Genomic DNA, 18986 nt, shown 5'->3' on the forward strand with positions numbered 1-18986 from the left:
GAGAGAGGAACGATGACCGCAGTGACGACAGAGCCCCGCGGACAGGACACGGCGAAACCGGCCGGGGGCCGGCAGGGAGCCACCCTCGTCCTCGCCGGCACCTTGACCATCATGGCCGGGGCGACCGTCGCCCCGGCGATCCCCGGCATCCGCGAGAGCTTCGCCGGCGCCGCCAACGTCGACCTGCTGGCGCGGATGATCACCACCACCCACGCGCTGGCGATCGTCCTGTTCTCGCCCCTCGCGGGACTCTTCGTGGAGCGGGTCGGACGCAAGCGCGCCCTCGTCATCGGCATGCTGGCGTTCGCCCTCGGCGGCAGCTCGGGCTCCTACCTGCCCGACCTCCCCAGCATCCTCGTCGGCCGTGCCGTGCTGGGGATCGGCGTCTCGCTGATCATGACGAGCAGCATGGCCATGATCGCCGACCTGTACGAGGGCGACGAGCGCCGGAAGCTCCTCGGACGGCAGGCCGCCGCGGGGTCGTTCGGCGGAGTGGTGCTGCTCCTCGGCGGCGGCGCGCTCGCCGGCCTGGACTGGCGCGTGGTCTTCCTCATCTACCTGCTCGGCGGCGCGCTGGCCGTCCCGGCCCTGATGTTCCTCCCCGGCAGCCGGCAGGCCACCGCCGCCCCGCGGGCGGCCGGGGCGGAAACCGGCCCGGCCGGCCGGAAGGTCCCCGCGGGGATCGTGGCGGCCCTCCTCGCGATGATGCTGGGCCAGATCGCCTTCTACTCGGTGCCCGTGCAGGTCCCCTTCCTGGTGGAAGGCCACTTCGGGGCCGCCTCGGTGGTGTCCGGCGGCGTGCTGGCCGTCCAGACCCTCACCACGGGCCTGGTCGCCATGCGGTTCGCCTTCTTCGGGCGGCTCGCCGGCGAGTACTCCCTCGCCGCCCTGGCCTTCCTGGCGATCGGCCTCGGCTACGTCGTCCTGGCCCTGGCCCCCAACATCACCGTGCTCGTGCTCGCCCTCCTCGTCATGGGCACCGGCCTGGGCCTGCTCATGCCCAACCTCAACAACTGGGTCCTGGCCGAGGCCCCTGCTGCGGTGCGCGCCCGCTACGCGGGACTGCTGACCACGGCGCTCTTCCTCGGGCAGTTCCTCGCGCCGCTCGTCACCCAGCCGATCGTCGGCTCGCTCGGCATCCAGCCCACCTTCGGGGTGATAGCCGCCGGCGCGGTGCTGGTCGCCGCCGCCTACCACCTGGGTGGCCGCCGCTCGGCCCGCGCCCGGGCCGGAGCGCCCGGCCGGCCGGCCGAACCGCTCCAGGCCGAGCCGAACCCCCACACCACCGAAGGGACCGCCCGGACATGACCACCGCCGACCGCGCCGCCGTGCGCGTCGAGATCACCCTCGACCTCACCTGCGTCCACTCCTACCTCGGCTTCACCCGCTTCGAGCGCGCCGCCCGCCGGCACCGGGACACCGGCGGGACGCTCGACGTCACCTTCCTGCCCTTCCGGGTCTCCCCGGACGCCCCGGCCGCCGGACGGCCGCTGTCCGAGGTCCACGCGGAGTTCTTCGGCAGTGCGGAGAACGCCGCGCGGGCCACCGCGGGGATGGCGGAGACCGGCGCCCGCGAAGGGCTGGAGTTCGACTTCGCCCGCGCCGTCCACGTCGACACCTTCGAGGCCCACCGCCTCCTGGCCGCCGCCGGGGAGCAGGCGCTGGCGGAGCCGATGGCCGAGCGCCTGTTCCGGGCGTACCTGACCGACGGCCTGAACATCGGCGACGCGGCGACGCTCACGCGCCTCGCCGCGGAGATCGGCGTCCGACGGGCCGAGACCGGGCCCGAGGCGGACGCCGAGGCGTCGAGGCTCCGGGCCGAGCTCGACCGGGTGCGGGCGCTCGGCGTCCGCTCCGTCCCCCTCTTCCGGTTCGAGGGCGCCGGCCTCCTTTCCGGCGCGCAGCCGGAGGAGGCGTTCCGCCGCGCGATCGAGACCGCCGCCCGCAACGGCGGCTGAGCCGCCGCCCGTCGGCCGCCCGGGCGGCCCCGGTCCGGACGACCCCGCGCCCGCCCGGCGGGCGTCCGGTCGCGCGCTGCGCCGGCCGTGCCGCGCGGCCCCTGCCGTATCCCCACGTCCCGAGGAGAGACCATGCGTGCGAAGCGCACACGTTCCACCCGCGTCGGAGCGGTGGCCTGCCTGCTGCTCGCCCTCACGGCCACCGCCGGCCCGGCCCCCGCCGTCGCCGCGTCCGCGCCCGCGCCCGCCGCCGTCGCACCGGCGCCCGACGGACGGTCGGCCCAGGTCCTGGACATCAGGTCCTCCGCGGAAGGACTCTCGGCGCCGGCCACCGCCCGGCCCGGCAACGTGACCTTCCGCGTCACCACCACCGACCCCGCGTCCGGCTGGGTCTCGCTGGTGCGCCCGAAGCCGGGGGTGACGTTCGAGGAGTTCCGTTCCAGCCTCCTGAAGATCATCAACCACACGGCGCCGGACATCATCGAGGGCAGCGCCGAGCTGAGGGACCGGGCGGAGCTGCTCGGCGGCACGGTGATCCACCCGAACCTCCCGGCCTCGTTCAGCAAGACGCTGACGCCGGGCACGTACTGGTTCTTCGACTACCAGAACATCCGGAACGCCCAGCCGCGTTTCGCCACCCTCACCGTCGGCGGCGCGCCCGCCACCGCCCCGCGGCCCGTGCCCACCGCGAGCCTGACGGGGCGTCTGGTCGACGGCCGGCCGGTCTGGGACCTCCAGGGCACGGTCCGCGCCGGCCGCCCGCTGGTCTTCCGGAACGCGATGCCCGCCGGGCAGAACATCGAGGCGATCTTCTTCCGGCTCGCGGAGGACACCACGGAGGAGGACCTCAAGGCGTACATCGCCGAGTTCGGCGACCACGGCAAGTTCCCGGACCACTCGGGCGCCCTCGACCTCGCCCAGGGCACGGGCGGCCTCCCGATGAACTCCGGCGAGTCCTCGGTGCTGAACCTGACGCTCCAGCCGGGCCGTTACGCGGTGGTGGACTTCTTCGTGGACGCGAACGACGGCACCATCTTCATCAAGCGCGGCCACTGGAAGATCTTCGAGGTGCGCTGACCGCCGGCCGCCACCCTGTCGGCGTCCCCCACCGCCGGTGAGCGTTCCCTCCACCTGAGGCCCCTGAGGCCCCTGAGGCCCCGGAACCCCCAGAACCCCCGAAGCCCGGCCGCCGTGCGGCCGGGCTGCCGGGGCGCACCCCCCGAGCCGCCCACTCCCCGCCCGCATCGACCCGACTCGACCCGACTCGACGGAGACGATCACCCATGACCCTGCCCGACCTGACCGCCGACAACTTCCTGCGCATCGAGAGGGGTTCCGCCGACCCCGAGGAACTCGCCGCGCTGGTCGCGGTGCTGTTCTCCCGGATGACCGGACCGGAGGAACCGGACGGGACGTCCGCGGGCCGCCCCGTCGCCCGCTGGCAGCGCCTGGAGCGCGCCCCGGGCCACCACACCCCGCGCAGCTGGCGGGCGTCCGCCGCGAAGGCCCAGGCGGCCGCGCACCGCGGGAGGCACGAGTGACGACGCCGCTGCGCGCCGAAGAGGCGAGGATCACCGCGGAGCTGGACCAACTCCGCGCACGTCTGCGCGAGGTGACGGACCGTCTGGAGATCAGGGAGCTCTTCGACCGGTACGTCGTCGCGCTGGACACCGTGTGCGAGCGGGACTACGGCGACGACTGGTTCCGGACCGTCTTCACCGAGGACGCCCAGTTCGTCTTCCCGATCGGGACGCACCGGGGGGTGAGGGGATTCGCGGCCTTCCAGCGCGAGGCCCGCTCCTGGTGGGAGAGGACCCACCACGTCAGCGCCAACCACCTCGTGGAGCTGGACGGCGACCGGGCCACCCTGCGGGCACACCAGCTCGCCACGCACGTGCACGGTCCCGGAGGGCCGGAGGAGCACTTCCGGGTCGGCGGGCACAGTGAGGTCCGCGCCGTGCGCACGGCCGCCGGCTGGCGGTTCCACCGGCTGGTCTTCCGGATCGCCTGGACGTCGGGGGAGCCGCTGGAGTCCATGCGGGGCGTGGACTTCTGACCGCCGGCCGCCGGCCGGTCCGCGGGCGCGAGCCGGGGCGGACCGGCGGCGGGGAGCCTCAGTCGACGGTGAACAGGTGCCGCAGGGCCGGTGGGTACGCGCCCGCTTCGGCGGCGGTCGCGACGAAGCCCCCGACCAGCTCGGTCAGGCGTGCGACGCCCTCCTCGCCCAGCCGGGCGTAGGGGGCGGCGTCGAGGCGGTCCGTGTCGGACTCCAGCTCCTCGCGGAAGCGCCTTCCCCGCTCGGTGGGCGCGGAGTCCGAGCCCAGCAGTCCGCGGGCCCGCAGCCGCTCCTCGGAGGCGTCCCATTCCGCGCTCGTCCAGCCGTGGTTGGCGAGGACGGCCTCCTTGGGCACGCCGTCGCCGCTCGCCGTGTGCAGGACCAGGGCGTCGAGGCCGGCGAGTCCGGCGCCGAGCAGGAGGGCGATGTGTCCGTCGCCCCGGTACTCGCGCAGGCGGGTGGCGGCGTGCCACAGCGCCAGGTGCGGGGCGTCGGGCATCGGCAGGTCGGCCAGCGCGGCGTACATGGGGCGGCCCTGCGGGGCGCAGCCGGAGACGGCCCGTACGGCCAGTCCGGCCGCCTGCGCCATCTCGGGCGAGGAGACGACCTCCTCGCCGAGGAGGCGGCGCAGGAGGGTGTCGGCGGCCTCGGTCCGCAGGGCGACGACGGTCCGCGGGTCGACCCGGTCCCAGACCGCGGGGAGGTGGCGGGCGATCAGCCGGTGCGCGAGGCCGTTGAGCGCGGCGGTGGCCACGCCGGGGCCGACGCGGCCGAGCGCGGCCGTCTCGCAGGCGACGTGGGCGGCGAGGGGGTCCTCCACCCCGTACCCGGCCAGGCTCCGGCCCAGGTCGGGGGCGAAGTAGACGGTGCTGTGGAAGGAGTTGAGGACCGTCTGGCAGCGGCGGGCGACCGGGACGGTTGCGAGTGATGTGCTCATGACATGGCAGGTTAGTGAGGATTGATCCAGTAATGGAAGGGATGTCTGGAAAAATGCCTGAAAGTGAACAAATACTTGCCAGAGGTGAAGCACCCCCGGATGCCGGCCCCCCGCCCCCCGAGGCCCCGGAGGTGCGCCCCGTCGTCCTCGACGCCGGGGGCGTACCGGTCTCGGGGCTGCTCGCCGAGCCCCTGCGGACACCGCCCCGGGCCGTGGTGGTCGCCGTCCACGGCGGCGGGATGAGGGCCGGGTACTTCGACAGCCGGGCCCGTCCCGGCCTCTCCCTGCTCACCCTCGGTGCCGAACTGGGCTTCACCGTCCTCTCCCTCGACCGTCCCGGCTACGGCGTCTCCGCCCCCCACTTCCCCGAGGGGCTGCCGCTCGCCGACCAGGCCCGGACCCTCTACGCGGCCCTGGACGACTTCGCCCGCACCCACCCGCTCGGCGCCGGCTTCTTCCTGGTGGCGCACTCCAACGGCGGCAAGCTGGCGCTGACCGCCGCCGCCCAGGAACGCGGCGACTCCCTCCTCGGCCTGGACGTGTCCGGCCTCGGGACCCGGCTGGCCGTCACCCCCGACCAGCTCCCCGGCGCGGGCGCCCCCGGGGCCTGGCGCCGGCACTGGGGCGCCCTGCGCCTCTACCCGCCGGACGCCTTCCGGCTCGGCCGCGAACTGGTCGCCCCGGTGCCCGCGGTGGAGGCCCGGGAGGCGCCGCTGTGGCCCGAGGCGTATCCCGACCTCGCCGCCCGGGTGCGCGTGCCGGTGCGCTTCACCTTCGCCGAGCAGGAGCAGTGGTGGCGCTTCGACCCCGGGGCGGTGGCGGCGCTGACCGCCCCGCTCGCCGCGCCCAAGGTGCGGGTCGACCAGCTCCAGGACGCCGGGCACAACATCAGCCTCGGCTGGGCGGCCCGCACCTACCACCTCCAGGCGTTCGGGTTCCTGGAGGAGTGCCTCCTCGCCCGCGACGCGGCGATACCCCGGCCCCGGGACGGGGCCCTGAGGAGCCAGAGCCCCACGGCGGGAACGGAGCGGATCCACGCGGCCCTCCACCGGACGCGCGTGCCCGTCCCGGCGCCGGAACGCGCGGCGTGCTGAGGCCCGCGCGGAGCCAGGGAGGCCCGCGCGGGCGCGGGCCCCGGCGGCCCGCACCCACGAACCCGGGCCCGGCGCCCTCCTCCCCCCGGCGGCCTCGCCCCGCCGGCCGGACGGCGGAGGGGCCGGGCACCGGATCCCGAACGAGCAGCGGAACGACGACGAGAGGCTGGGACGCATGAACACCGACATCAGGGAACACGACACGGCCGGCGCGGAGCGGATCGTCCACGTGCGGGCCGCCCTGCTCGCCGGAGAGGAGGAGGAAGCGCCCGACCTCCACATCTTCCGCGGCCTCGACTGAGGCCCGCGCCCTCCGCCACGGCCGGATTCCACCCACGCGAGGAACGATGAAGCGCCCCCTGCACCACACCTTCCAGTCCCTGACGGTACGCAACTTCCGGCTGTTCACGGCGGGCCAGCTGGTCTCCGTGACCGGCACCTGGATGATGGTCGTCGCCCAGGACTGGCTCGTCCTGTCCCGGACCGGGAACTCGGCGACCGCCCTGGGGGTGGTCACGGCCCTGCAGTTCGCGCCGCTGATCCTGCTCACCCTCTGGGCGGGCGGGCTCGCCGACCGGTACGACAAGCGCCGGCTGCTCATGGCCGCCAACCTCGCCTCGGGCGCCCTCGCCCTGGGGCTGGCCGCCCTGGTGCTGGCGGGCGACGTGCGGCTGTGGCAGATCTACCTGTTCGCGCTCGGGCTGGGCACCGTCAACGCGGTCGAGGTGCCCGCCCGGATGTCCTTCGTGAGCGAGCTCGTCGGCCCCGAACTGGTGCCCAACGCCTCCGCGTTGAGCGCCGTGTACTTCAACGTGGCGCGGGTGGTCGGGCCGGGGGTGGCGGGCCTTCTGATCAGCCGGGTGGACACCGGCCCGGTGATGCTGGTCAACGCCTTCAGCTACCTCGCCACCTGGGTCGGGCTGCGCCTGATCCGGCCGGCCGAGCTCCACCGCGCCGCCCGGCGGCCGGCCCGGGCCCCGGTGGGGGAGGGGATCCGGCACGTGCTCTCCCGGAGGGACCTGGCGCTGCCGATGGCCCTCGTGGCGGTGGTCGGCATGTTCGGTTTCAACTTCCAGCTCACGCTGCCGCTGCTCGCCAAGGTGGTCTTCCACGCCGACGCCGCCGCCTTCGGCCTGCTGACCACGGCGCTGGCGGCCGGGTCGCTCGTCGCCGCGTTCGTGACGACGGGGCGCCGGACCAGACCGGGGCTCGGCCACGTCGTCGCGGCGGCGGCCGGTTTCGGAGTGGTGGAGGCCCTGGCGGCCCTCGCCCCCGGCTTCGGGGCGGCGGCCGCCCTGCTCTTCCTGACGGGCTTCGGGTCGATCTACTTCTCGCAGGCGGCCAACCACTGCGTCCAGCTCGGGGCGGACCCCGCGTACCGCGGCCGGGTGATGGCGCTGTTCACGCTGGTCTTCCAGGGCACCACACCGTTCGGCGCACTGCTCGTCGGTGCCCTCGCCGAGAGCCACGGCGCCCGGTCGGGGCTCCTCCTCGGCGGGGTGGCGTCGGCGCTCGCCGCCGCCGTGGTCCTCGGAGTCCACCGGACGCTCCCGCCGGGGGTGTCCCCGGAGCCGGGCGCGGCCGTCCCGGACCCGGCCGGCGGTGACCCGCGCGGGGCGCAGGCGTCCGCGGACCGGGCTCCCTGACCCCGGGGTGCCGACGCGGTCAGACGGTGTAGGGCTGTTCGAGGCGGGCGGTGCGCAGCGCCCTGCCCCACCAGGCCACCTGGTCGATCAGCTTCTTCGCGGCCCCGTCGGCGCCCTCGGGCGCGCCGCCGTCCTCGCCGAACGCGCCCCACGGGTTGTGCAGGCTGACCATCTCGCGCACCGTCATCGCGTGCACCTCGGCGAAGACCTGGCGCAGGTGCTCCGCCGCGCGCAGGCCGCCGCCCATCCCGCCGTACGAGACGAGTCCGACCGGCTTGGCGGCCCACTCCTGGAGGTGCCAGTCGATGACGTTCTTCAGCGAGGCCGGGTACGAGTGGTTGTACTCCGGGGTCACCACGATGAACGCGTCCGCCGCCGTGAGCCGCGCCGACAGCGCGTCCTTGACCAGCCGGACCTCCTCGGCCGGCGCCTCGCCCATCGCGGGCATGGCCAGGGGCAGCGGGTGGTCGAGGACGTCGATCACGTCGACGGTCACGTCGTCCCGGCCGCGGGCCTGGTCGGCGACCCAGTGGCCGACCTTCTCGCCGAGACGGCCGCCGCGGACGCTGCCGATGATCACGGCGAGGGCCAGGGGCTGAGCGGACATGGGATACCTCCAGGGGGACGGCGTGGACCGGGGGAAGGGCGGGCCTTCCGAAAAGTAAACTACACCGTGCAGATCAGAAAGTCAGCCCTTTGCCCCGTACAGACGGAGGAAGGCGTCGACGCCCGCGTCGACCGACGCGTCCACCTCGGCCTGGGGGAGGGGGAGGGCGCCGTGGAAGGAGCGCTCGTACACCTCCGAGGTGGCGAGCTGGGTGAAGTGCGCGGCGGCGCGCGCCGGGTCGTCCGCGCGCAGGTGGCCGGCGGCGGTGAGTCCGGCCAGCCGGGCGGCGAGCCGCTCGGCGATGCGGCGGGGTCCCTCCTCCCGCCAGCTGTCGATGAACTCCGGGGGCAGCCGCGGCGCCTCCGCGAAGATCACGCGCACCAGCGCGAAGTGACCCTCGAAGCCCTCCTGGGGGGTGGCGAGCGCGCGGCCGAGCGCGGTCAGGCCCGCCGTCAGGTCCGCCGGGTCGGACAGGTGCCGGTCGATGAGCTCCTCCTGATGGGCGGCGACCGCGTGGGTGCTCTCCCTCAGCACGCTCAGGAAGAGCTGCTCCTTGTCCTGGTGGTGGTTGTAGATGGTGCGCTTCGAGACCCCGGCCTCGGCGGCGATGGCGTCGACGCTGGCGCGGGTGAAGCCCTCGCGTCCGAAGACGGCGCGGGCGGCGCAGTCGATGGCGGCGCGCTTCGCCGGCCGTCCTGAGCGGGGTGCGGTGGTCTGCTCCACGGGGCTCGCCTTCTCTGAAAATGCACTGGGTGGTGTACATGAGGTACTGCACGGTGTAGTTTACATCTGCGGGCGGGATTCCACGAGGAAATCCGACCCCCGTCTTCCGCGTGTCCGTCCCGCCCGCATCCCCCAGTCGTCCGCCCCGCCACGGCGGGGCGCGCTCCGAGGAGACGCCATGTTCGGCAAGCTCACCGTCACCAAGATCTTCTGCACCGACCTCGACACGATGGTCGCCTTCTACCGCGACCGGCTCGGACTGGCCGTCCGCGAGGAGTACCCGGGGCACACCGTGGTCTTCGACACCGGCCACGGCGGCGAGCTGATCATCAGCAAGGGCGACAAGCCCGTCCACATCGCCTTCACCGAGGCCGAAATCCCCGCCGCGCACGCCGCGCTGAAGGACCTCGGCGCCACCGAGATCGTCCCCCACAAGACCGGTGAGCGCTTCGAGCTGACGGACCCCGAGGGCAACCACCTCATCTTCGTCAACGCCTGACCCCGGCCGCCGCGTTCGGCCCCGGCCCACCGGCCCACCGGCCCACCGGCCCGAGCACCGGCCGGCTCTCCGCCCGACCCGGCCCATCGGCCCGGCCCATCGGTCCCGCGCATCGGTCCGCTCTCCGTCCGGCCCGGCCCACCGGTCCGCCGACCGTCCGACCCGGCCCACCGGCCACCGGTCCGCCCACCGTCCGACCCGATCTCTCTCCTCCCCCCTCTCCGGGCCCCGCCCCGGCGGCCCGGCCCCGCACGTACCGGTCCGCGCCGTCGTACGCCCCGCTCCGCCGGGGCGGCCCGCGCCTCCCCCCACCCGTCCACGAAGGAAGAGGCCCCCATGCCGCACTCGCTCACCTCCCCTTCGAGCGCAGCCCCCGGACGCACGCGCCGAAACCTCCCCCGCTACCTCACCTATCTGGCCGGCTGTCTCGTCTTCGCCGCGGGAGCCACCCTGTTCATCCACTCCGGCCTCGGCGTGGACCCGCTGGACGTCCTCTCCCTCGGCCTGCTGGAGCACTTCCCGCTCACCATCGGCCTGGCCCAGGCGCTCATCGCCGCCGTCTGCATCGTCATCTGGTCGCTGTGGAACCGCTGCCGCCCGGTCCTGATGCCCTTCGTCACCTTCCTCCTCTGCGGCAGCCTCATCGATCTGATGCGCCTGGCGGACCTGGACGCGATCGCCCCGGTGCCCGCCCTGGTCGTGGCCGTCCTGCTGTGCGCCTACGGATCGGCCCTCATCATCATGAGCGGCACCGGCATCCGCGCCATGGACCTCCTCGTCATCTCCCTGCACCGCAAGTGGCACCTCCCCTTCTGGGGGGCCAAGATCGGCGTCGAGGCCGTCCTCCTCGGGGCCGGGTGGCTCCTCGGCGGCCCGGTGGGCGTCGGCACCCTCGCCTTCCTCGTCTTCGTCGACGGACTGATCCAGCCCCTGATGGCCTTCAACACCCGGGCCCTGCACCTGCCCAACCTCGGCCTCGCCCCCGCCCCCCGCACCCCCCGCGGCGACCTGGCCCTGGGCGGTGCCCGATGACCACCGCCGCCAAGCCGCCCACCGGCACCGCGGACCGGGCACCGTCCCCCACGCCCCGTTCCGGCACCCTGCCGCTCGTGCTCTTCGCCTCGACCCTCACGGTGATGGCGGGCTCCATCCTCGCCCCCGTCGTCCAGGTCATCCGCGAGGACCTGGCCCTCAGCGGCACCGCCGCCGGCCTCATCGTCACCGCGCACAGCCTCGCCATCGCCGTCGCCAGCCCGCTGGCGGGTTGGATGCTCGACCGCTGGGGGCTGCGGCTCCCCCTCGCCGGCGGCCTCGCCGTCTACGGTCTGGCCGGCGCCACCGGCCTCGTCACCGAGGACTACGCCACCCTCATCGCCGGCCGGATGGTCTTCGGCGTGGGCGCGGCCCTGGTCTTCACCGGCACCACCCTCGCCCTGCTCAACCTCTACCAGGGGAGCGACCGGGAGCGGGCCATGGGCTGGCGGTCGACGGCGACCAGCATGGGCGGAGTGCTGTGGCCGCTCCTGGCCGGCGCCGTCGGCGGGATCTCCTGGCACCTGCCGTTCGGCGTCTACCTGCTGGGCCTGCCGCTGGGCCTGGCCACCCTCTTCCTGCTGCCCGGCGGGAGCCCGGCCGGCGAGGGCGGTCCGGCGGAGCGGATCGGCACGAGGCCGCTCCTGCGCCGCCACCGCGTCCTCCTCGTCTGGTACGCCCTGCAGTTCTCCGCCTCCCTGCTGCTCTACGCGCTGCTGCTCTTCCTCCCCCAGCGCCTCTCCGAGACGGGCGTGGACGATCCCCTGCTGGTCTCCCTCTACACCGTGGGCATGTCCGCCACGATGAGCGTCATCGGCCTCTTCTACGCACCGCTCGGCGCCCGGCTGGGCAGGATGACGCTGCTGCGCGGCGCCCTGGCCCTGTGGGCGGCGGCGTTCCTCCTCCTGGCCGCGGCGCCCTCGGCCCCCCTGCTGTTCCTGGCCCCGGTGCTCTTCGGCCTCGGCCAGGGGGTGTTCTTCCCGGTGACCACCGTCCTGATCGGGGAGGAGGTGCCCGTCGCGGTCCGCGGCAAGGCCACCGCCCTGTCGGGAACCGCCGCCTTCGCCGGGCAGTTCGTCTCCCCGCTCCTGGTGGGCCCGCTCATCCAGGCCACCTCGCCCACCACGGGCTTCCTGGTGGCGACGGCGCTGCCGGTCCTGGCGCTGGCCGCGGTGTGGCGGGTGCGCGTCGAGGGTGCCAGGCCGGCCGAGGACGCCGGCGACGGCCCCGAGGTCGCCGCGGCCACTCCGGCGGCCCCGGCGCCCTGACCATCGGAAGACATGGGCGAGAAGCACCTCGCACACGCGAAGCCCCGGCCGGGATCCCCGAGCCGGGGCTCCGCCATGGCCGACCGCGACGGGGGATTCGCCGCGTCATGCCGAGCGCGGGGCGCTCTCGGATCCGGACACCGACCGGCCCGGTGTCGGCCTACGAGGTCATGGACGAAAGTGGGCTTCGCAGGGTCCGTCTGTACGATGCACGGGCGTCGTGCTCGACCTTCCCGGCGACCAGCGGGGTGCCGGATCACCTGCTCGCGATGCGGGCCGGGCACACGAAAGTGAAGACGACCCGGCGGTGGCACGTGACCGGACGTGGCGGACCTGCTCCCAGCAGCGGAAGCATGGGGAGGTCTGGCGGGGGGTGTGTGACAGATCGTGACAGATGAAGGTGTGAACCGGTGAGCGAGACCAAGATAGATACGCTGCAGTACCGCGTGGACGGGCCGGAACAGGCCCCCGTCCTCGTCCTGGGGCCCTCCCTCGGTACCACGTTCCACATGTGGGACCGCCAGATCCCGGAGCTGACCCGGGACCGGCGCGTCGTCCGGTTCGACCTGCCCGGCCACGGCGGCGCCCCCGCACAGCCCTTCACCTCCGTAGCGGAGCTCGGCGACCGGCTCCTCGCCACCCTCGACCACCTCGGCGTCCAGCGCTTCGGCTACGCCGGCTGCTCCCTCGGCGGCGCCGTCGGCCTCGACCTGGCGCTGCGCGCCCCGCACCGGGTGGCCTCGCTGGCGCTGGTCGCGACCGCGCCCCGCTTCGGCACCGCCGACGAGTTCCGCCAGCGCGGGGTGGTGGTCCGCACCAACGGCCTGGAGCCGATGGCCCGCTCCGCGCCCGAGCAGTGGTTCACCCCGCACTTCGCCGCCAACCAGCCCGCCATCGTCGACTGGGCCGTGCAGATGGTGCGGACCACCGACGCCCCCTGCTACGTCGCCGCCTGCGAGGCCCTCGCCGTCTTCGACGTCCGGGCCGCGCTCGGCAGCATCGGGGTGCCCGCGCTGGTCCTGGTCGGCTCCGAGGACCGGGTCACCGGCCCGGCCGAGGCCCGTACCCTCGTCGCCGGCATCGCCGACGCCAAGCTGGCCGTCGTGCCGGGCGCCTCCCACCTCGCGCCCGTCGAGCAGCCGGCCGCCGTCACGGACCTGCTCCTGGAGCACTTCTCGGCGACCGGCCACGACACCAGCGGCACCCTCGCCGTACCGCCGCCCGTCCCCGCGGCGCCGCCGGCCCCCGCCGAGCCCGTCCCCGCCCCGGCCGACGCCGAGGAGGGTGAGGAGGCGGAGGAGACCCGCCCCGACCCGTACGAGAAGGGGCTGGGGCTCCGCCGCGAGATCCTCGGCGACGCCCACGTCGACCGGGCCCTCGCCGACGAGGACGCAGGCGACTTCCAGGAGCTCGTCACCCGGTACGCCTGGGGCGAGGTCTGGGCCAGGGAAGGGCTCGACCGCCGCACCCGCAGCGTCGTCACCCTCACGGCCCTCGTCGCCGGCGGGCACCGGGAGGCGCTCGCCGACCACACCCGCGCCGCGCTCCGCAACGGCCTCTCGCCCGCCGAGATCCGCGAGATCGTCCTGCACACCGCCGTCTACTGCGGCCTCCCCGCCGCGGAGAGCGCCCTCGGCACCGTCGGCCGCGTCATCACCGAGGAGACCACGCCCCCGGCGTAGGCCGCCACCCCCTCCTCCGGACCCCGCCGCACTCGCGGCCCGGGAGCCGCCGACGTTCCACCCGAGCCGGGCCCGCACGCCCGGCGTAGGGTGGGGCCGTGAAGCTGACCAAGAAGTCCCACGCGTGCGTGCGGCTGGAGAAGGACGGGCGGACGCTCGTCCTGGATCCCGGGGCGTTCACGGAGCAGGACGCGGCGCTCGGCGCCGACGCCCTCCTCGTCACCCACGAACACCCGGACCACTTCGACGAGGGCCGGCTGCGTGCCGCGCTCGACGCCGACCCGGCCGTCGAGCTCTGGACCCTCCGCAGCGTCGCCGCCCGGCTGGCCGCCGCGTACCCCGGCCGCGTCCACACCGTCGGACACGGCGACACCTTCACCGCCGCGGGCTTCGACGTCCAGGTCCACGGCGAGCTGCACGCCGTCATCCACCCCGACATCCCCCGCATCACCAACGTCGGCTACCTCGTCGACGGCTCCGTCTTCCACCCCGGCGACGCCCTCACCGTCCCCGGCACCCCGGTCGACACCCTGCTGCTGCCCGTCATGGCCCCGTGGAACAAGATCTCCGAGGTGATCGACTACGTCCGCGAGGTGAAGCCGCGCCGGGCGTACGACATCCACGACGCCCTCCTGACCGACCTCGCCCGGCCCCTCTACGACCGGCAGATCGGCGAGCTCGGCGGCACCGACCACCGGCGGCTCGACCCCGGCGCCTCCGCCGAGCTGTGAACCGGCTCCGGGCCGCTGTCGGTGCCCGCCAGTAGGCTGGGCGTCATGCGCATCGCGACCTGGAACGTCAATTCGATCACCGCCCGACTGCCCCGGCTGCTGGCCTGGCTGGAGAGCAGCGGCACCGACGTGCTCTGCATCCAGGAGACCAAGTGCACCGCCGAGCAGTTCCCCACCGAGGAGCTGCGCGCGCTGGGGTACGAGTCGGCGGTCAGCGCCACCGGCAGGTGGAACGGCGTGGCCCTGCTCTCCCGCGTCGGCTTCGAGGACGTGGTGACGGGCCTGCCCGGCGGCCCCGAGTACGACGGCGCGCAGGAGCCCCGGGCCATCTCCGCCACCTGCGGCCCGGTCCGCGTCTGGTCGGTCTACGTGCCGAACGGCCGCGAGGTCGCCCACGAGCACTACGCCTACAAGCTGCGCTGGCTGGAGGCGCTGAAGGCGGCCGTCGGCGAGGACGCGGCGGGCGAGCGCCCCTTCGCCGTCCTCGGCGACTACAACATCGCGCCGACCGACGCCGACGTCTGGGACATCTCCCTCTTCGAGGGCGCCACCCACGTCACCGAGCCCGAGCGCGCGGCCCTCGCGGGGCTGCGCGAGACCGGCCTCACTGACGTCGTCCCGCGCCCGCTCAAGTACGACCACCCGTACACCTACTGGGACTACCGCCAGCTCGCCTTCCCCAAGAACAAGGGCATGCGCATCGACCTGGTGTACGGCAACAAGCCCTTCGCCGAGGCCGTCAAGGACAGCTACGTGGACCGCGAGGAGCGCAAGGGCAAGGGCGCCTCCGACCACGCCCCGGTCGTCGTCGACCTCGACCTCTGACCCGGCCCCCGATCCGGGTTTCCGGCCTCGGTGACCTGCGCGGGCGGTCCATAACGATCTCAGCGTGCCGGGTGGTGGTCCGGCGGGTGGCGGTGCGACGCTGTTCCGATGAACATCCCGTTTCTCGACCATTGGCGCAAGCGGCGCGAACCGGACCCGTCCCCGCTGGCCGCGGCCTTCGACCGCGACCCGGAGGGCGTGACGGAGCTGCTCGCCGAGTGCGAGCTGCTCCGCGCCCGCGTCGAGGCGGCGGGCGTGGCGCTCGACGACACCCCGCGCTCGCTCCAGGAGCTGGACCAGCTCCCGCCGCGCTGGCGTGACGATGCCGAGGAACTGCCCTGGTTCGGCAACGACGCGGGCCTCTACCTCGGCACCGTCGTCGTCCGGAACGTGCCGGGCGCCCACTGGCGGGTGTGGCCGGGCGGCGGCCCGGTCGTCGTCCTGGAGTCCGGCCGGGAGATCCCCGTCGTCGAGTACGGCGTCGAATGGGCGATGTCCGGTGCCCCCCAGCTCTCCCAGGTCTACGCGGAGGCCGCCGAGGAGTGAGCCCTCCTCGCGCCGCGCCCTGCACCACCCGATTGCCGTAAATACGGCTAATACCGTCTTGCCCGCTTTCAGGCGTGTCGGGTGTGAAGTCCCTTTTCTCGGCGGATAGTTTGCGCTGTCTCGACACAACGCGTCGGCACACCGCTGAGAAATGGGGCAGGGCAGCGTATGACCGTCGATCCGCTGATCGAACTGCGTGGCGTGAACAAGCACTACGGCGCGCTGCACGTCCTCCAGGGCATCGACCTCACCGTCGGCCGCGGCGAGGTCGTCGTCGTCATCGGCCCCTCGGGCTCCGGCAAGTCCACCCTCTGCCGCGCGGTGAACCGGCTGGAGACCATCGAGTCCGGCGAGATCCGCATCGACGGGCGGCCCCTTCCCGAGGAGGGCAAGCAGCTCGCCCGGCTGCGCGCCGAGGTCGGCATGGTCTTCCAGTCCTTCAACCTCTTCGCCCACAAGACCGTCCTCGCCAACGTCTCCCTCGCCCAGATCAAGGTCCGCGGGCGGAAGAAGGAGGAGGCCGACCGGCGCTCGCGCGAGCTCCTGGACCGGGTCGGCCTCGCCGCCCACGCCGAGAAGTACCCGGCGCAGCTCTCCGGCGGCCAGCAGCAGCGCGTCGCCATCGCCCGCGCCCTCGCCATGGACCCCAAGGCCCTCCTCTTCGACGAGCCCACCTCCGCCCTCGACCCCGAGATGATCAACGAGGTCCTGGAGGTGATGCGGCAACTCGCCCACGAGGGCATGACCATGGTCGTCGTCACCCACGAGATGGGCTTCGCCCGCTCCGCCGCCAACCGGGTCGTCTTCATGGCCGACGGCCGGATCCTGGAGGACCGCGCCCCCGAGGAGTTCTTCACCGCCCCGCGCAGCGACCGCGCCAAGGACTTCCTGTCCAAGATCCTCTCGCACTGACCGGGGTGGGAACCATGCAGCGCTCGCACCGACGTCCGGCCGCCCTCGCCCTCGCCCTGCTGCTCGCCGCCACGGGCTCCCTGCTCGCCGGCTGCGGCCGGCCCGGCAGCCCGCCGGTCAAGGGCCCTCAGCCCGACCAACTCCCCTCCTATCGCGTCCGGTCGGACTTCCGGCTGCCGGAGTCCTCCACGTGGAGCCGGGCGCGCAAGCGCGGCCGGCTGGTCGTCGGCGCCAAGGAGGACCAGCCGTACCTCGGCGAGAAGGACCCCGCCACCGGCCGCTACTCCGGCTTCGACATCGAGATCGCCAAGATGATGGCCGCCTCGCTCGGTTTCGACCCGGCGACCGGCGTCGAGTTCCGCACCATCGCCTCCGCCAACCGCGAGACCGCACTGCAGAACGGGCAGATCGACTACTACGTCGGCACCTACACCATCAACGACAAGCGCAAGGAACTCGTCGGCTTCGCGGGCCCGTACTACGAGGCCGGCCAGTCCCTCCTCGTCCGCACCGACGAGGACGACATCCACGGCCCCCAGGACCTCGACGGCAAGCGCGTCTGCTCGGCCGCGGGATCCACCCCGTACCAGCGCATCCAGCAGGACTACCCGAAGGCCGACCTCGTCGCCTACGACACCTACTCGATCTGCGTCGACAACCTCCTCACCTATCAGGTCGACGCCGTCACCACCGACGACACCATCCTCATGGGCTACGCCGCCAAGGTCCCCGACGAACTCAAGCTCGCGGGGAAGCCGTTCTCGAAGGAGCCGTACGGGATCGGCGTGCCGCGCGGTGACACCGCGCTCCGCTTCGCCCTCGACGACGCCATCGCCGCGCACGAGAAGAACGGCGACTGGAAGAAGGCGTACGACGCGACCCTCGGTCTCTCCGGGGTCCCCGCCCCGACGCCGCCGCCCATCGACCGCTACCCGGCCAACTGAGGACCCCCACCGCTGACATGGACGTACTGACAGAGAACTTCTCGCTCTACGGCGAAGGTTTCCTCGGCACCCTCCAACTCACCGTCTACGCCTCGGCGCTCGCCCTCGTCCTGGGCTTCGTCATGGCGGCCTTCCGGGTCGCACCCGTCGGCTCCTTCCGGGTCTTCGGCACGGTCTGGGTCACCGTCCTGCGCAACACCCCGCTCACCCTGCTCTTCTTCGCGGTGATGCTGGGCCTGCCGCGCTTCGGACTGGTGCTGCCCTTCGAGGTGTTCGCCGTCCTCGCCCTCGGCTGCTACACCTCCGCCTTCATCTGCGAGGCACTGCGCTCGGGAATCAACACCGTCCCCGTCGGGCAGGGCGAGGCCGCCCGCAGCCTCGGGATGAGCTTCACCCAGACCCTCGGCGCGGTCGTCCTCCCGCAGGCCTTCCGCTCGGTGATCCCGCCGATCGGCTCCACCCTGATCGCCCTCGCCAAGAACTCCGCCATCGCCGGCGCCTTCAGCGTCACCGAACTCCTGGGCACCTACAAGACCTTGAGCGAACTCGGCTACAACATCATCTGGACCTTCGTCTGGATCGCCGTCGGCTACCTGATCATCACCCTCGCCATCAGCGCCGTCTTCAACGTCATGGAGAAGCGCTGGGGGGTGGCCCGATGAGCCGCACGCCACACGCCAGCGCCCTCTACGACATCCCTGGACCCCAGGCCCGCCGCCGCCACCTCCTCTACGGCCTGGCGTCCACCGCCGTGATCCTCGGCATCGCCGCCTGGATCCTCTATCTGCTCTTCGACACCGACCAGTTCACCGCGGTGAAGTGGCGCCCCTTCCTCTACGAGGGCATCCAGGAACTGCTCCTCGAAGGGCTCGCCAACACCCTCAAGGCGTTCGCGCTCGCCGCCGTGTTCTCCCTGGCGCTCGGCGCGGTCCTCGCCGTCGGGCGGCTCTCCGACCACCGGCCGGTGCGCTGGATCGCCACCCTGCTCGTGGAGTTCTTCCGCGCCATGCCGGTGCTGGTGATGATCTTCTTCATCTTCGTGGCGCTCAAGGTGCAGCCGCTGCCCGCGCTCGTCGCCGGACTCACCCTCTACAACGGCTCGGTGCTCGCCGAGGTCTTCCGCACCGGCGTGCACGCCGTGCCCCGCGGGCAGGGGGAGGCGGCGTACGCCCTGGGCATGCGCAAGACCCAGGTCATGACCTGGGTCCTGGTGCCGCAGGCGGTCCGCGCGATGCTGCCCGCCATCATCAGCCAGCTCGTGGTGGCGCTGAAGGACACCTCGCTCGGCTACCTCATCACCTACGAGGAGTTCCTCCAGGCCGGCAAGCTGATCGCCTCCAACCTCGACTACGACCTGCCGTTCATCCCGGTCGTCCTCGTGATCTCGCCGATCTACATCGGCATGTGCATGCTGCTCTCCTGGTTCGCGACCTGGGTCGCGCGACGGGAGCGCCGCGACCCCCGCACCAAGGGGGTGGACGTCGCTCCCGCCGCACCGGTGACCACGCTGCCGGGCCGCGAGTGAC

At 73.5% G+C, this 18986-nt stretch carries 22 protein-coding genes; 19 read left to right on the plus strand and 3 right to left on the minus strand.

Annotated elements, in window-relative coordinates:
- Positions 1 to 21: 21 nt before the first annotated feature.
- From ACFYT9_RS23315 to ACFYT9_RS23335, 5 genes are all read left to right on the plus strand, one after another.
- The gene (locus tag ACFYT9_RS23315; protein WP_376602864.1) at positions 22 to 1308 is read left to right on the plus strand and encodes an MFS transporter; all 1287 of its coding nucleotides are present in this window, start codon (positions 22 to 24) and stop codon (positions 1306 to 1308) included.
- Entirely contained in the window at positions 1305 to 1958 is a 654-nt protein-coding gene (locus ACFYT9_RS23320; RefSeq protein ID WP_389166799.1) for a DsbA family protein, read from the plus strand. Before ACFYT9_RS23315 ends, ACFYT9_RS23320 begins: the two co-directional genes overlap by 4 nt.
- A 132-nt stretch (positions 1959 to 2090) precedes the next feature.
- Positions 2091 to 3035 (plus strand): hypothetical protein, encoded by a 945-nt coding sequence (locus ACFYT9_RS23325; RefSeq protein ID WP_389166802.1) that lies wholly within the window; start codon positions 2091 to 2093, stop codon positions 3033 to 3035.
- A 206-nt stretch (positions 3036 to 3241) separates the two neighbouring features.
- A complete protein-coding gene (locus tag ACFYT9_RS23330; protein WP_389166804.1) occupies positions 3242 to 3499 on the plus strand; it encodes an acyl-CoA carboxylase subunit epsilon in 258 nt (85 codons plus the stop codon).
- A complete protein-coding gene (locus tag ACFYT9_RS23335) occupies positions 3496 to 4014 on the plus strand; it encodes a nuclear transport factor 2 family protein (protein ID WP_387275810.1) in 519 nt (172 codons plus the stop codon). The genes ACFYT9_RS23330 and ACFYT9_RS23335 overlap by 4 nt, the downstream gene beginning before the upstream one ends.
- A gap of 58 nt (positions 4015 to 4072) precedes the next feature.
- Here the strand turns inward: ACFYT9_RS23335 and ACFYT9_RS23340 are convergent, their stop codons facing one another.
- Entirely contained in the window at positions 4073 to 4951 is an 879-nt protein-coding gene (locus ACFYT9_RS23340) for a hypothetical protein (RefSeq protein WP_389166807.1), read from the minus strand.
- Positions 4952 to 5004: 53 nt separating this feature from the next.
- Here ACFYT9_RS23340 and ACFYT9_RS23345 point away from each other — a divergent pair, with 53 nt between their 5' ends.
- The 3 genes from ACFYT9_RS23345 to ACFYT9_RS23355 all read left to right on the plus strand — a co-directional run bounded on the left by ACFYT9_RS23345 (position 5005) and on the right by ACFYT9_RS23355 (position 7691).
- Positions 5005 to 6045 carry an alpha/beta hydrolase gene (locus tag ACFYT9_RS23345; protein ID WP_389166810.1) on the plus strand — a complete coding sequence of 347 codons (1041 nt, stop codon included), beginning with the start codon at positions 5005 to 5007 and terminating at the stop codon, positions 6043 to 6045.
- Between the two features lie 175 nt (positions 6046 to 6220).
- The gene (locus ACFYT9_RS23350) at positions 6221 to 6346 is read left to right on the plus strand and encodes a hypothetical protein (protein WP_387275804.1); all 126 of its coding nucleotides are present in this window, start codon (positions 6221 to 6223) and stop codon (positions 6344 to 6346) included.
- A 46-nt stretch (positions 6347 to 6392) separates the two neighbouring features.
- Positions 6393 to 7691: an MFS transporter gene (locus ACFYT9_RS23355; protein WP_387275802.1), complete on the plus strand. Its 1299-nt coding sequence runs from the start codon at positions 6393 to 6395 to the stop codon at positions 7689 to 7691.
- 19 nt (positions 7692 to 7710) lie between these two features.
- Here the strand turns inward: ACFYT9_RS23355 and ACFYT9_RS23360 are convergent, their stop codons facing one another.
- On the minus strand, positions 7711 to 8298 hold the full coding sequence (locus tag ACFYT9_RS23360; protein WP_376603904.1) for an NADPH-dependent FMN reductase: 588 nt from the start codon (positions 8296 to 8298) through the stop codon (positions 7711 to 7713).
- An 81-nt stretch (positions 8299 to 8379) separates the two neighbouring features.
- Positions 8380 to 9021, minus strand: coding sequence for a TetR/AcrR family transcriptional regulator (locus ACFYT9_RS23365; RefSeq protein ID WP_376603902.1), 642 nt, complete (start codon positions 9019 to 9021; stop codon positions 8380 to 8382).
- A 178-nt stretch (positions 9022 to 9199) separates the two neighbouring features.
- Here ACFYT9_RS23365 and ACFYT9_RS23370 point away from each other — a divergent pair, with 178 nt between their 5' ends.
- The 11 genes from ACFYT9_RS23370 (at position 9200) to ACFYT9_RS23420 (ending at position 18985) form a co-directional block, all read left to right on the plus strand.
- Positions 9200 to 9520, plus strand: a complete 321-nt coding sequence (locus tag ACFYT9_RS23370) for a VOC family protein (RefSeq protein ID WP_389166814.1) — start codon at positions 9200 to 9202, stop codon at positions 9518 to 9520.
- A gap of 336 nt (positions 9521 to 9856) precedes the next feature.
- Entirely contained in the window at positions 9857 to 10552 is a 696-nt protein-coding gene (locus ACFYT9_RS23375; RefSeq protein ID WP_376603898.1) for a YitT family protein, read from the plus strand.
- Positions 10549 to 11820: an MFS transporter gene (locus ACFYT9_RS23380; RefSeq protein ID WP_389166818.1), complete on the plus strand. Its 1272-nt coding sequence runs from the start codon at positions 10549 to 10551 to the stop codon at positions 11818 to 11820. The genes ACFYT9_RS23375 and ACFYT9_RS23380 overlap by 4 nt, the downstream gene beginning before the upstream one ends.
- A 410-nt stretch (positions 11821 to 12230) precedes the next feature.
- Complete coding sequence (locus tag ACFYT9_RS23385; RefSeq protein ID WP_389166821.1) at positions 12231 to 13502, plus strand: alpha/beta fold hydrolase; 1272 nt, start codon at positions 12231 to 12233, stop codon at positions 13500 to 13502.
- 98 nt (positions 13503 to 13600) lie between these two features.
- The gene (locus ACFYT9_RS23390; RefSeq protein ID WP_389166824.1) at positions 13601 to 14233 is read left to right on the plus strand and encodes an MBL fold metallo-hydrolase; all 633 of its coding nucleotides are present in this window, start codon (positions 13601 to 13603) and stop codon (positions 14231 to 14233) included.
- A 45-nt stretch (positions 14234 to 14278) separates the two neighbouring features.
- Complete coding sequence (locus ACFYT9_RS23395) at positions 14279 to 15058, plus strand: exodeoxyribonuclease III (protein WP_376600439.1); 780 nt, start codon at positions 14279 to 14281, stop codon at positions 15056 to 15058.
- 108 nt (positions 15059 to 15166) lie between these two features.
- On the plus strand, positions 15167 to 15604 hold the full coding sequence (locus ACFYT9_RS23400) for a DUF6278 family protein (protein ID WP_387275790.1): 438 nt from the start codon (positions 15167 to 15169) through the stop codon (positions 15602 to 15604).
- A gap of 168 nt (positions 15605 to 15772) precedes the next feature.
- Positions 15773 to 16516, plus strand: a complete 744-nt coding sequence (locus ACFYT9_RS23405; protein ID WP_376600436.1) for an amino acid ABC transporter ATP-binding protein — start codon at positions 15773 to 15775, stop codon at positions 16514 to 16516.
- 14 nt (positions 16517 to 16530) lie between these two features.
- Entirely contained in the window at positions 16531 to 17460 is a 930-nt protein-coding gene (locus tag ACFYT9_RS23410) for a glutamate ABC transporter substrate-binding protein (protein ID WP_389166828.1), read from the plus strand.
- Positions 17461 to 17477: 17 nt separating this feature from the next.
- Complete coding sequence (locus ACFYT9_RS23415) at positions 17478 to 18122, plus strand: amino acid ABC transporter permease (RefSeq protein WP_389166831.1); 645 nt, start codon at positions 17478 to 17480, stop codon at positions 18120 to 18122.
- A complete protein-coding gene (locus tag ACFYT9_RS23420; protein WP_376600430.1) occupies positions 18119 to 18985 on the plus strand; it encodes an amino acid ABC transporter permease in 867 nt (288 codons plus the stop codon). The genes ACFYT9_RS23415 and ACFYT9_RS23420 overlap by 4 nt, the downstream gene beginning before the upstream one ends.
- Position 18986: the final 1 nt, after the last annotated feature.

Source organism: Streptomyces sp. NPDC004435 (genome assembly GCF_042873895.1).
In the GTDB taxonomy this organism is placed as follows: Bacteria; Actinomycetota; Actinomycetes; order Streptomycetales; family Streptomycetaceae; genus Streptomyces.